Origin of the sequence: Pseudomonas sp. 22082 (assembly GCF_052046055.1) — a bacterium.
In the GTDB taxonomy this organism is placed as follows: Bacteria; Pseudomonadota; Gammaproteobacteria; order Pseudomonadales; family Pseudomonadaceae; genus Aquipseudomonas; species Aquipseudomonas pharyngis.
In genome coordinates this window covers 95183-107165 of record NZ_JBQEQB010000001.1, presented here as the reverse complement: position 1 = coordinate 107165, position 11983 = coordinate 95183, and the positions used below count along the sequence as shown (strand labels likewise).

The window sequence follows — 11983 nt, the reverse complement described above, 5'->3', positions numbered from 1 at the left end:
GCAGTCGGATTCGCATCAGTGATTCAGATACCGCGCCACCATTGCACGGTAGTTGCCATCCAGCGAATAGCCGCCCACCAGAATTCCCCCGTCAGGCTGTATCGCCACCGAGGTGGCCGTATCGAGGCTGCGCCCCAGTCGCGTGCGCAACCAGCCATTCCCGGAACCGAAGCTTCGATCAAGGCTGCCGTTGGCCAGATAGCGGGCGACGATGAAATCGGCTTCAACACCGCCGATCGTCGCGCCAACCGCGATCATGCGTCCGTCCGGCATTACCTGCGCCGCGCTCCACTGGCAGCCGCTGGAGCCGATTTCCAGCAAATGCGGTTGACCACCGTTGCAGTGCAGGTCAGGGCGGCCGTTGCCATGGACAGACTGCGCCATGCATCGAATCGGATCGCGGCTGCTGCCAAAACAATGCAAATGCTCCGCCGACTGGATGACCTGATTGACCAGTGCACTGTGCCCCTGGACTTTGAAGGCCATGAAGCCGTCCACCGCAAAACGTTCATCGAGCTGGCCGTCCGGCAGGTAGCGGGCGAGCAGACCTTCCTGTGGGAAATCGATGGAGCCGGCCACCACGATTCTTCCGTCTCCTTGCAGCAGCACGCTGCCGAGCCAGGTATTGAGCAGCAAGTGGCGAACCATGACGAAGCCGCGACCGTTGAACGACGGGTCGAGTCTGCCATCGGGTGTGAGGCGGATCAGCATGCCGACGTGATCGGCCAGTTCGAAGTGATGGTTGGCGATCAACAGGATACGTCCGTCCGGTTGCACCGCAAAATCGCAGGCTTCGGCGCCCGGAACGCCCGGCGGCAACCAGGCGTCGCGGGTGCCCATGGACAGGTCGCCGGGCAAGCGAACGATTTGCCGGCCGTTGTCGCCGAAATCCGGGTCAGGCCGGCCTTGGGCGTCGAACAGGGCCAGGGCGGGAAGGGTGCAGTGTTCCGATTCATAGTGCAGGCCTGCCAGCAGAATCCGCCCGTCGGGCAAGACCTGAACCTTGCTGCCCGTCGCTTCGAATCCGCTGGCGAACCGGCCGATCACGCTGCCTTGATTGCCGAAACCAAGGTCCGCCGATCCGTCCCCGAGCAAGCGGGCCAGACCGAAGCAGTTGCCCTGAGCCGTGCCGACTTTGGCGGCGACCAGAATCCGACCTTGCGCATCAAGTGCCACGCTCTGGGTCAGGCTGGACGTACTGCCGGCGAAGTAAACCTGCGCCACGCCATTACTGGAAAAAGTTTTGTCGAGTTGTCCGGCGTTTTTCGCTAGCGTCGGCAACGCGATGGCGGTCTGGGTTGACATGCATGCTTCTCCTTGCGAGTCGACCGATTTCCGGGAGGCGGAACGGGTAACTGCATGAGCGAGACATTCAATCCCTGAATACGCGCAAGTACAACTGACAGAACTAACAGGTGGAGAGTCGCACTGTGCCAGAACAGTGTCTTTTTGAACCAGTCGCAAGCCTGCCAAGTATTCAGGCGCGAAAGTATCGAGGAAAGTTGTACAAAAGACTGAAGTTGGAAAAAGATTGGCAACTAACAGAAGAGGGCGGATGACTTGAGCGTCATCCGCATTACCCGTAACTATCAGTGTGGCATCGACCAGGATTGAAACGTATAGCCTTCTTCGCTCAGTTCGGCGCGGGCTTGTTGCAACAGGTGTTCAAGTTGCGCTGGATCAGAGTAGGCACTGCTTGGGATCTGGGTGCGACCGATGTGGGAGTTGGTGCGGTCGATCACGGTGAGGCAAAGTTCGCCATTGCCATCTTGTGGGGCCCAGGCGACGCATTGAAACGGTTCAAATGCGCGGTTGGCAATCAAAAGAGCTTCGTTGATACGGAGCGGGGCGGTCATGGGGTCTTCTCTCTTTAAGTGCCCAGTCAAGTGATGTGCCGTCGGTTGGGCTTACCGTTCGGCGAGTTACTTGTACTGATGCACGCAACCCGTTGGCAGGTCACACCGAATTTGAAGAAATTTCGAATTTCTTTCATACCTTCAATATTCCGACCGGTTTTTGAAAGCCTGGCGAAAGAATCAAGTCGATAGCTAACTAATAAAGCGCTTTCTTATAACTGCTTCACTTGTACACCTATAAGCAATCGATACAAGGCCCCGTCAAATTCTTGCTAATGTAACAGTCAGGTTCGCCAAATGACTGTTTTTACGATCATTTCCTAAAATTTGGCGCCAAGGAACAGTCATGAACGAAGCGCCTGCATTACGACGTTTACTGGTCGTCGACCCGTGCGACGACTGTCACCGATTGTTGCCGGGTTTGCGTGCCGTGGGTTGGGACGTCGACAGTTGCAGCCTGGAAAATGCCGCCGACCGAAGCTGCGATGTCGGCTTGCTGCGTTTACAGCCTTTTCACCTGGAACGTCCCGAAGCCGTCAAAGAACTGATCAGCCGCAGCGGCACCGAATGGATCGCCGTGTTGAATCAGGAAGTGCTGCGCTTGCAGAACGTCGGCGACTTCGTCTGCGAATGGTTTTTCGATTTCCATACCTTGCCGTTCGACGTCTCCCGGGTGCAGGTCACCCTCGGTCGCGCGTTCGGCATGGCGCGCCTGCGTGGCCAGGGCACGATTCATGTCGATCAGCCGGAGCACGAGCTGCTGGGCGACAGCAAACCGATCCGCGAGCTGCGCAAACTGCTGAGTAAACTGGCCCCCACCGAGTCGCCAGTGCTTATTCGCGGAGAAAGCGGGACCGGTAAAGAACTCGTCGCCCGGACCCTGCACCGGCAGTCGCAGCGCCACAGCAAACCTTTCGTGGCGATCAACTGCGGGGCAATTCCCGAACATTTGATCCAGTCCGAGCTGTTCGGCCACGAGAAAGGCGCGTTCACCGGCGCCCATCAGCGCAAGGTCGGACGTATCGAAGCAGCCAACGGCGGCACCTTGTTTCTCGATGAAATCGGCGATCTGCCACTGGAACTGCAAGCCAATCTGTTGCGCTTTCTTCAGGAAAAACACATTGAACGGGTCGGCGGCAGTCAACCGATCCCGGTTGATGTGCGGGTGTTGGCAGCGACTCACGTCGACCTTGAGGCCGCCATCGAGAAGAAGCGCTTTCGTGAGGATTTGTACTACCGGCTCAATGTGCTGCAAGTAGTGACCGCGCCGTTACGCGAGCGCCACGGCGATCTGTCGATGCTGGCCAACCATTTTTCCCATTTCTACAGTCACGAAACCGGCCGTCGTCCGCGCAGCTTCAGTGAAGATGCGCTGATTGCCATGGGCAAGCACGACTGGCCGGGCAATGTCCGCGAACTGGCCAACCGCGTGCGTCGGGGGCTGGTGCTGGCCGAAGGACGGCAGATCGAGGCCCGTGACCTGGGGCTGATCAGCCAGCAGTCGATCGCGGCACCCATGGGCACCCTTGAAGACTACAAGACCCGCGCCGAACGCCAGGCCCTTTGCGATGTATTGAACCGCCACAGTGACAACCTCAGTGTTGCCGCCAAAGTGCTGGGAGTCTCCCGGCCGACCTTCTACCGTTTGCTGCACAAGCACCAGATCCGCTAGGGCGCGGTGTTTCCTGGACAGGGAAGCTGAAAAGACCCGCTGCGACTTGCATCGCAGCGGGTCTTTTTATGGTATTGCGGTTAGAAGTAGTACGGGAATTTCAGGCTGAAGGAGAAGTCCGGAGCATCGTCCGTCATGCCGATGGACAGGTTGGGCACGATAGTCAGGTTGTCGGTGGCCGCGATGGTCATGCCGACGTTGAAGTAACCGGCGTTGGCGTCGCTGGACACCACCGATTCCCAATCCCCGCCATCCTGTTTCAGCTTGCTCTTGCGTTGCACCAGGTCCGAGACAGAGAACGACATACTCATCTTCTCGTTCAGTGCGAAGGCAACACCCGCGCCGATCTGGAAGCTGTCGCCGATGCGGACCTTGCCCGGGTTTTTCTGGTTGACGGTCGAACTGATGTCGTCGAACGATTCCTCGAAGTTATGGGTGTAGGACAGGCTGCCGAACAGCACGGCCGGGTCAAACGTCTTGACCAGCGAGATGCCCGGTGTGATCGACCAGACGCCGTTGCCGGTGGGCAGGGTGTCAGGCACGAACAGGTTCGAGTTGGCATCGGTCTGGCGCAGCTTGATCCCGAACGGATCCTTGCCGGTAGGCGCCTTGACCCGCAAGGAAACCACGGCGTCCGGGGTGTTGACCGACTCGTCCAGGAACTTGTACGCAATGCCGAAGTTGACGTCGCCCAGAGTCGGATCGCGGCTTACGTCCTGTTCGGTGGTGACGTTGGAGGCGCCGCCGTTGCCGCCACCGGACTGATAGGTCGATTCACGGTAGACCACCGGTACGTTCAGGTCGAACTGCCAGCGGTTGTCGAAGTTGTAGCGGCCCGTCAGGTCGAGGGTCCAGGTGTCGGCCTTGATCCGGTCGAGGTTGATGTTGCCGAGAAAAATCGAGTCCAGGGCGAGGAAGCCGTTGAGAATCAGCTGGCGGGTGTCATAGCGCGAATAGGTCACGCCGGTTTCAAAGCTGAACTTGCCACCGCCAAAGAATCCGCTGGCTTCGTCGTACAGGTTGGACACGCTCTGTGCCGGTTGCGAATCGTCGGCCAGCGACTGGCCATAGGACGCGCCACTGCCCCCGGCGGCGCCCCCCGACGCTGCTGCAGCCCCAGTCCCCGCAGCCACCCGGTTGCCTTTCATGTCCGAAGGCGATTTGGCCAAGCGTTTTGGGGGTGGAGAAGCGGGTTGCTCTTCGACCTGGCGGACTCGCTGTTCGAGCACCGCCAGGGCTTTCTGTTGTACTTCGTATCGTTGCTTAAGCTCCAGAAGTTCCTGTTTCAGGGCTTCTACATCGGCGTCGGGTGCAGCTTGCAACATTGCCGCGGGTAGAAGAGTACTCAAACATACAGCAGCACGCAGTGATACTGATCGATACATGAATAAGCCGTCCCTTTAAGCCCAATGATCGAGACTCAGCGTAGTTCAATATCCGATGTTGCGTAGTGCCCTGAGTTGAGTCAGGTTGCAGTCCAGTGCGCCGGCAGTCATGCCGTTATTGTTCAGGACAACGTTGAGTTGGGTCAGGTTGTTGACTACGTTCGCGTTACCCAGCAAGCGGGTATTTTGCAGCAGTCCGCCCTGGGCGACCTGTTGCAAGGCTGTCCCCTGATTGCCGGAGGCCTGAATGGCCATTTGCACACCGCCATTTGTGGCTGAAACCGCGACGCTGCCGGCACCGTTGCTGCCGGAAATGGTCTGGCCGGCCATCAAGGCCTGGCCTTGTGCAGGCATCAGTGCAGGTGCCTGGCTGGCTTCTTTGACGTTGATCGCAACGTTGTTGTAGGCGGAGTTGCCGTCGCCAGCGGCGCGCACACTCTGCGTCACACCCTGGCTGGAGTTGAGTCCCGCACCGCCAACGACCGAACCAGTGCCCAGTTCCGGGGTACTGCCGTTGCCGTGTTCCTTGATGGTCGAGACGTAGAATTCGGGTTTGACCGTTGCTGCCTGGAGTTGCATCGAGGCGGCTGCCCCAATCAGATCTCCACTGGCATTGCGCCAGGTACTGCTCATGACGATGCCGAAACTGATGATCCGGCCCGGCATGACGTAGCGACCGCGTAGCTCCGCGAGCTCCTGGTCCTTGATTTCAATGGGTTTGAATCCTGCATTGGCATAGCCTGACGCGCTCGCTGCCAGGCAGGCGGCGGCCAGCCAGTATGAGGTTTTCATCTGCTGCTCCCGGGACATCCAGCCCCACTCTTGTAATCGGCGATTAAAAGAAGTCGCTCTGTATGAACCCGAAGTCCATCAATTCAGCATCTTTGACCGGGTTGAAAGCATCCAGCGTGTTTTTGGCTGTCAGCGGTACCGGAGGACTGCGCAATGCATTGGTCTTGTCGTATCCGGGGCCGACGATGGCAAAGACAATGCCGTTCCAACCTTTGACAAAGTCATCATGGGAGTAGCGTTTGTGTCCTAAAACCGGGTCTCCGATGTAAACCCAATCCTTGTCCGCCCGCTGCATCACCACGAAATGCTTGTAGCCGCGAATTTCCATCAGTACCACCACCGGGATCGTGACTGCGTCGAGTTTTTCCGGTGGGATCTTGTAGCCCCTGGCGCGCATGCCGATGCTTTCTATGTAGCGCTTCATGTCGAGCATGGAGAAACCTTGAGTACGAACAAGGTCCTGGTCAGCGTTGACCAGCATGCCTTTGATGATGTGCTCTTCATCGACGTCGAGCCAATAAGCCTGGCGCAATACCGTTGCCAGTGCGGCGGCGCCGCAGCTGAAGTCGGTTTTCTGTTCGACGATGTCGGCAAACTTGCGCTCACGAATGCTTTGCACGTTCTTGTAGACGAGCGTGCCGCCAGGCAGGGCAGCAACAGGCATCTGGGCAGCCTGGGTCAGGCCGCAGAAGCAAAGCAGAGCGAGGAGGGCAGTCTTACGCATGATCGATACGCCTTTGGGACTGAGGAAAAGCCCCGTTTCCGGGGCTTTCGTTTCGATCGCGATTACATGCAGGCTTTGCAACCTGCGGCGATGGACAGCGAGTTGCTTTGTTGGTTGCCCACACCCGCCGAGACGTTGGCTCCGCCGTTGCCGGAGAAGTTGTTCATCGAGTTGGTCATGTTGGCATTGTTCACAACAGGTGCTTTCCAGCCATCTTTGGTCAGCACTTGCTGAGTGGTGACGCCAGCGAGGCCAAAGGTACCGACGGCTTCGAACTTGGCTTTCTGGTCATCGTTGCCGCCGTGGCCGCCGCCACGATTGCCATAACCACCGTGGTGGTCATCGTCTTCGATGGTCGCAGTGCCTTTGGCCTTGAACACGCCAGCGGCTGCGAAGGTACCGGTAAGGGTGTCTTTTTTGTAGGTCTGCACGCCTTTGTTGTCGACGACCAGGCCAGTGGAGGACTGGTTGGCAGCAGCAGCGGCAGTGGCTACACGACCACCCGATACGGCGATTGCCAGGTTGTTTTTCTGTTGGTTGAAGTTGCCGGAGGTCACGTTGATACCGATGTTGCCGGAACCATTGTTGCCTGCATTGTTGAGCGTGGCGTTATTGAAGGTGGACGAGTTTTTCACATAGTTGTTGTTGTTGACTTGAGTGGCACTCGAGGCAGCAACAGCGGTGCCGAAGATGAAGCTTTCGTCGGCAGTAGCCAGGGCCGCGGCGTTGTCTTGTTGGTTGCCGTCACCGGCTGCAACGTTGGCGCCCATGTTGCCGTTAGAGCCATTGAGCGAGTCACTGGCGTTGGCATTGTTGACGGTGCCCTGGTTTTTCACCACGTTGCCATCGCTGTTTTGTGCATCGAGCACTGCAGCGCCGGCGCCGGCGGTAATTTGCAGCAGTTGTTCCAGGGTTGGGCCTTTCGGACCATGGTTGCCATGACCGTTGCCGTGCCCGTTACCATGACCGTGATCATCATCACGACCGCCTGCCTGTGCTGCGATTGCCATCACTGCTGCGAGTGCGAAAACCAGTGGTTTGAGGGCCATTGTAGGTTTCATGGTGTTTCTCCGTGCTTATTAGTTGGTTAAGTGTTGGTACTTTCTAATTGCACTGCTTTTGTTGTTTGGGTCAGTCAGCGACCCGGATGCTCAGGGTGTTAGCCATTCGGTTCCCCACCCCGGCACTCTGGTTCACCTGGATTACCCCTCGGCTGCCGGTGAAGGCCTGATCACTTGTCGTGACCTGGCGACTGCCGGGTGAGGTGCCAGTTGCTCCTGAGCTCGGTAACAACGCCACGTTCTGTTGGGAAAGGGCGCTATCGTCAACGGCCTGCGGGCCAGCACTGATGCTGACGCGCGTGACGTTGGCCATCTGGTTGTTGGCCCCGGCGCCCTGGTTCACGCCAAGGATCCCGTTGCCGTTACTGAAAGAGGTGCCGCCGATGTTGGCGCTCGCGTTGATCGAGCGGTCGGCGGGGGTGTCGATTTTCTGCTGCACGCTGGTCTTGGCGTGGGACTCGGTGCCAATGGCAATCGCCTTGACGTTGGCCTGCTGCATCTGATCGCCAGCGGCCTGGTTGACGTTGAAGTTGCCGCGGTATTGAGCACCGGAGTCTTGAATGTTCGCGTTGTTCACAGCGCTGGGATCGGCCATCACACTGGAGCAGCCGAGCAGGGCAAGCAGGAGCAGGGAACGATTCATGTCACTGACCTCCAGCCATGCGGGTCAACGGAGCGAGACCGGAACTCATCGCGCGGTTTACGGTATTGGAAATCGAGCTGCCGGCACCGCCGCCATGACCACCACTCATGCCGGGCAGGCCGTTCTGGTTGGTCAGGTTGTTCATGCCGGGCAGGTTCGAGCTGGGGGTGTTGATGTTGCCGCGAATGGAAGAGCCGCTGGCTACACGGGCAAAGTCACCATCACTGAGTTCGGTATTGCTGAGCGTCGAATTGATGCGGGCAGACGGGTTGGCATTGACGGTGGTGGGATAGGGGTCTTTGCCACCGCTGCGGCCGATCGGGATCGGCTGGACATCACGATTGAGCACGATCACGCCATTGCCTTCGGCCTGAACGTTGAAACTGAGAAACGGGCTGGCGGCTGATCCGATCAGCAGAAGGCAGGTAAAGGCTTTTTTGATATTCCCCACGGCGGCAATTCCTTCTTCAGTGGGCTGAGCCTGTTCAGCGTTGTGAAGGAGAGAGCGAAAGCTGTGCCGCTTTTGAAATGTCTTTGAGTTTCAATGTGTTGAGTGGATTGAGCGTGGGGCTGATACAACAGCTGTTTCATCGATGAAACAAAACACTGCCTGCGCAACCCGTTAAAGACAGTGCAAAGCTCTGGACCAAGGGTTTGCGCGCAGGTGTTTCAGTGGCGTAACAAGTCGGATGACAAAGGGATGAAGGGCCTTGAGACGGGCACTTTGCACCTGAAGGAGTGTTTCAGGAATGGACACTTTCCCCCAAAACAGGGGGATACAGCGGGTCAAACACCCCGCAAATCGGGTCAGCCCGCGAGCAGGGTGTGCACCGCGTCGAAGGCTTGCTGCTGGCGCTCGAGCCAGTTGCCCTGAATGATCTGCAAGGGTTGGTGATGGGTTTCCAGCCAGGTTCGGGTGGCCTGATAGAACGCGAGCCGTTCGCTCAAGTCGGGCTGGCAGCGCTGACCGTCGTCCGTCCATTCGATCTGCTCCGGGGAGAGCAGCAAGTGCAGGTCGTAATGACGGGCCAGCAACTCGGTTTCCAGCCAGGGCGGGCACTCGCCGAATAACGTCTGGCTCCACAGCATGTTGCTCAGCAGATGCGTGTCGAGAATCAACAGGCGCGGCTGCTGCGCGCGTGCTGCGTCTTCCCATTGCAACTGGCCGCGCGCGATCTCGGGGACGTCGGCCAGGCAGGTATCCCGAGGGTTCTGCTCGATGAACCAGCGCACATATTCGTCCACCCGCAAACCGCCGAACTGCTGTTGAATCCCGGCCGCCAGCCAGCTCTTGCCCGTAGACTCGGGACCGGTCAGGACAATCACTTTCATCGTTGCAACGCCGGATCGGCACGCCATTCGCGCCAGCCTTGCACCGCGATCAGGGTGAACAGGGCATACAGCGCCGCCGTGAGGTACAGCCCTTTATAGAGGAACAGTCCGACGAAGATCACATCCAGCACGAACCACAGCGCCCAGCATTGCAGGCGTTTGTGGGCCATCCAGAATTGCGCGACCAGGCTGAAACCGGTCAGCGCTGCGTCGAGCCACGGTTGCGCCGCGTCGGTCCAATGGGCCATGGCCGCGCCCAGCAGCAGACTGCCGACCGCACCGATGGCCAGGCCCTGCGCAATCGAGCGATTGTCGAGCCGGCTGACTTCACGCCCGTCATGCATCGTCCCGGCCCGCGTCCATTGCCACCAGCCATAGATTTGCAGCCCGGCATACACGACCTGCAGCAGCATGTCCGAATACAGTTTCACTTCGAGGAAAACCCAGGTGTAGAGCGACACCATGACCAGTCCGATCGGCCAGCACCACGGATTCTGTTTGACCGTGAGCCACACGGCGATCACGCCGAGGGCGGCGGCAAACAGTTCTAGCCCGGACATGCAGGATCCTTGGGGGAGTTGGGAAGGGAGCGGATTGTACCGAAAAACAGGTGGGAAACGAGTTCCCACCTGTTGCAGGGATCAGACGCGGAACTGGCGCAGCAGCCCGTTCAGTTGTTCGCTGAGCTGGCCGAGTTTCACACTCGCCACGCTCGACTGCTCGGCCGCCAGTGCCGTGCTGTGAGACAAGCCCGCCGCCTGGGTAACGTTCTGGTTGATGTCTTCGACCACGTGCGCCTGTTGCAGCGTTGCGCTGGCAATCGAGGCGTTCAGACCATTGAGGTTGCGCAGGGCCTGGCCGATGGCATTCAGGCTCGCACTGGCCAGGCCGGCCTGTTCGATGGTCAGCTGCGAAGCCTTGCTGCTGTCGCCGATCACCTTCACGGCGGCTTCGGAGTGGTTTTGCAGGCGTTCGATCATCGTCTGGATTTCCGCCGTGGACTTCTGCGTACGCTGCGCCAGCAAACGCACTTCGTCGGCCACCACTGCAAAACCGCGACCCTGTTCGCCGGCCCGAGCCGCTTCAATGGCGGCGTTGAGGGCCAGCAGGTTGGTCTGCTCGGCGATCGAGCGGATCACCTCCAGCACGCTGCCGATCTGTGTGCTTTCAGTCGCCAGCGTGCGGATGACTTCCACCGCTTGATCGATGGTGCCGGAGAGCTTGTCGATCTGTTGCAGGCTGCCGTCGATGTTGATCTGGCCCTGCTGGGCCTGGGCTTCGGCGTCACGCATTTCGCTGGCGGCGTGTTCGGCGTTCTTCGCCACGTCCTGTACGCCGTAGGTCACTTCGTTGACGGCAGTGGCTACCAGCTCCATCTGCTGCGACTGCTGCTGGCTGCGTTGCTGGGCCTGCGCAGCATCGTTGCCCAGCTCGCTGGACGATTGGCCCAATGCACTGGCGGATAGCTGCAAGTCCCCGATCACCCGGCGCAGTTTGGCGGTGAAGGCATTGAAGTGATGCGCCAACTGAGTGACTTCGTCCTGGCCGTGGGTGTCGAGGCTCCGGGTCAGATCGCTTTCGCCGCTGGCGATGTTGGCCATGGCGTTCACGGTTTCCTGCAACGGACGAACGATGCTGCGGGCAATCAGAATCACCAGCAGCGCCATGATCACCGCGATAACCAGTCCGACCACGGATGCCTTGATCACCTGATCCTGGAACTCCGCCTGCACGTCGTCGACGTACACGCCCGAACCGATGACCCAACCCCATGGCTCGAACAATTTCACGTAAGAGGTCTTGGCCACCGGTTCACTGGCACCGGGCTTGGGCCAGCGATAGTCGACCATGCCGGCGCCCTTGGCCTTGGCGATGGCGACCATTTCGTTGAACACCGCAAAGCCGTCCGGGTCGCGGATCGCCGAGAGGTTCTGGCCTTCGAGCTTGGGATTGGTCGGGTGCATGACCATCACGGGCGTGAGGTCGTTGATCCAGAAATAGTCGTTCTGGTCATAGCGCAGGCCACGGATCGCGGTCAGCGCCTGTTTCTGTGCCACATCGCGTGTCAGGGTTCCTGCGGCTTCGAGGCCTTGGTAGTAAGTCAGCAAACCGCTGGCGGTCTGCACCACATGCTGGGTTTTCTGGGCCTTGGCGTGGTAGAGGTCATCATGGATCTGCTTGAGCATCAACACGCCCAACGTCAACAGCATGACCACGGCCACAATCAAGATGAGCCACAAGCGTCGGCTGATCGACACACTGCGCAAGCTGTTCATAACGCTGTCACTCCGGATTCTTTTTCTTGTAATAAACCACCGCCAGCATCCAACCACGTTTCGGTGACCGGGCATACGCGACCCAAGTCGTAGAACGCGGCAGCGCTATTACGGCTTGTCTGTTAGGATTTCGGCCCCGCGCGTGAAAACCTGAATCGAAATTGATTTTTCACGGAATTTTGACTGTTTCGTGTGGATCCTGTGCGCGCGGAATCGGTACAGCTTTAACCAGCTACGCTGAA

At 58.9% G+C, this 11983-nt stretch carries 12 protein-coding genes; 1 reads left to right on the top strand and 11 read right to left on the bottom strand.

Annotation, left to right across the window (positions count from 1 at the left end):
- Positions 1 to 15: 15 nt before the first annotated feature.
- Positions 16 to 1305, bottom strand: a complete 1290-nt coding sequence (locus ACTJK9_RS00440; protein WP_440811242.1) for a hypothetical protein — start codon at positions 1303 to 1305, stop codon at positions 16 to 18.
- Positions 1306 to 1589: 284 nt separating this feature from the next.
- Entirely contained in the window at positions 1590 to 1856 is a 267-nt protein-coding gene (locus tag ACTJK9_RS00435; RefSeq protein WP_440811240.1) for a hypothetical protein, read from the bottom strand.
- Positions 1857 to 2202: 346 nt separating this feature from the next.
- Here ACTJK9_RS00435 and ACTJK9_RS00430 point away from each other — a divergent pair, with 346 nt between their 5' ends.
- Positions 2203 to 3528: a sigma-54 dependent transcriptional regulator gene (locus ACTJK9_RS00430; RefSeq protein ID WP_039768186.1), complete on the top strand. Its 1326-nt coding sequence runs from the start codon at positions 2203 to 2205 to the stop codon at positions 3526 to 3528.
- Positions 3529 to 3608: 80 nt separating this feature from the next.
- Here the strand turns inward: ACTJK9_RS00430 and ACTJK9_RS00425 are convergent, their stop codons facing one another.
- The 9 genes from ACTJK9_RS00425 to ACTJK9_RS00385 form a co-directional block, all read right to left on the bottom strand.
- Positions 3609 to 4913: a transporter gene (locus ACTJK9_RS00425; RefSeq protein ID WP_011334008.1), complete on the bottom strand. Its 1305-nt coding sequence runs from the start codon at positions 4911 to 4913 to the stop codon at positions 3609 to 3611.
- A 45-nt stretch (positions 4914 to 4958) separates the two neighbouring features.
- Complete coding sequence (locus ACTJK9_RS00420; protein ID WP_085611678.1) at positions 4959 to 5705, bottom strand: hypothetical protein; 747 nt, start codon at positions 5703 to 5705, stop codon at positions 4959 to 4961.
- 43 nt (positions 5706 to 5748) lie between these two features.
- Positions 5749 to 6429: a C39 family peptidase gene (locus tag ACTJK9_RS00415; protein WP_085611677.1), complete on the bottom strand. Its 681-nt coding sequence runs from the start codon at positions 6427 to 6429 to the stop codon at positions 5749 to 5751.
- A gap of 62 nt (positions 6430 to 6491) precedes the next feature.
- Positions 6492 to 7490, bottom strand: coding sequence for a hypothetical protein (locus ACTJK9_RS00410; RefSeq protein WP_064596376.1), 999 nt, complete (start codon positions 7488 to 7490; stop codon positions 6492 to 6494).
- A gap of 70 nt (positions 7491 to 7560) precedes the next feature.
- A complete protein-coding gene (locus tag ACTJK9_RS00405) occupies positions 7561 to 8133 on the bottom strand; it encodes an adhesin (protein WP_221399632.1) in 573 nt (190 codons plus the stop codon).
- A 1-nt stretch (position 8134) separates the two neighbouring features.
- Positions 8135 to 8584, bottom strand: coding sequence for a hypothetical protein (locus ACTJK9_RS00400; protein WP_064596378.1), 450 nt, complete (start codon positions 8582 to 8584; stop codon positions 8135 to 8137).
- A gap of 356 nt (positions 8585 to 8940) precedes the next feature.
- Positions 8941 to 9465, bottom strand: a complete 525-nt coding sequence (locus ACTJK9_RS00395) for an AAA family ATPase (protein WP_221399633.1) — start codon at positions 9463 to 9465, stop codon at positions 8941 to 8943.
- Entirely contained in the window at positions 9462 to 10025 is a 564-nt protein-coding gene (gene pnuC, locus ACTJK9_RS00390; RefSeq protein ID WP_221399634.1) for a nicotinamide riboside transporter PnuC, read from the bottom strand. Before pnuC ends, ACTJK9_RS00395 begins: the two co-directional genes overlap by 4 nt.
- An 81-nt stretch (positions 10026 to 10106) precedes the next feature.
- Positions 10107 to 11741: a methyl-accepting chemotaxis protein gene (locus ACTJK9_RS00385; protein ID WP_064596384.1), complete on the bottom strand. Its 1635-nt coding sequence runs from the start codon at positions 11739 to 11741 to the stop codon at positions 10107 to 10109.
- Between the last annotated feature and the right edge of the window lie 242 nt (positions 11742 to 11983).

Coding starts and splice junctions, on each gene's coding strand:
- ACTJK9_RS00440 (WP_440811242.1), bottom strand. CDS start 1,305: ATGTCAACCCAGACCGCCATCGCGTTGCCGACGCTAGCGAAAAACGCC.
- ACTJK9_RS00435 (WP_440811240.1), bottom strand. CDS start 1,856: ATGACCGCCCCGCTCCGTATCAACGAAGCTCTTTTGATTGCCAACCGC.
- ACTJK9_RS00430 (WP_039768186.1), top strand. CDS start 2,203: ATGAACGAAGCGCCTGCATTACGACGTTTACTGGTCGTCGACCCGTGC.
- ACTJK9_RS00425 (WP_011334008.1), bottom strand. CDS start 4,913: ATGTATCGATCAGTATCACTGCGTGCTGCTGTATGTTTGAGTACTCTT.
- ACTJK9_RS00420 (WP_085611678.1), bottom strand. CDS start 5,705: ATGAAAACCTCATACTGGCTGGCCGCCGCCTGCCTGGCAGCGAGCGCG.
- ACTJK9_RS00415 (WP_085611677.1), bottom strand. CDS start 6,429: ATGCGTAAGACTGCCCTCCTCGCTCTGCTTTGCTTCTGCGGCCTGACC.
- ACTJK9_RS00410 (WP_064596376.1), bottom strand. CDS start 7,490: ATGAAACCTACAATGGCCCTCAAACCACTGGTTTTCGCACTCGCAGCA.
- ACTJK9_RS00405 (WP_221399632.1), bottom strand. CDS start 8,133: ATGAATCGTTCCCTGCTCCTGCTTGCCCTGCTCGGCTGCTCCAGTGTG.
- ACTJK9_RS00395 (WP_221399633.1), bottom strand. CDS start 9,465: ATGAAAGTGATTGTCCTGACCGGTCCCGAGTCTACGGGCAAGAGCTGG.
- pnuC (WP_221399634.1), bottom strand. CDS start 10,025: ATGTCCGGGCTAGAACTGTTTGCCGCCGCCCTCGGCGTGATCGCCGTG.
- ACTJK9_RS00385 (WP_064596384.1), bottom strand. CDS start 11,741: ATGAACAGCTTGCGCAGTGTGTCGATCAGCCGACGCTTGTGGCTCATC.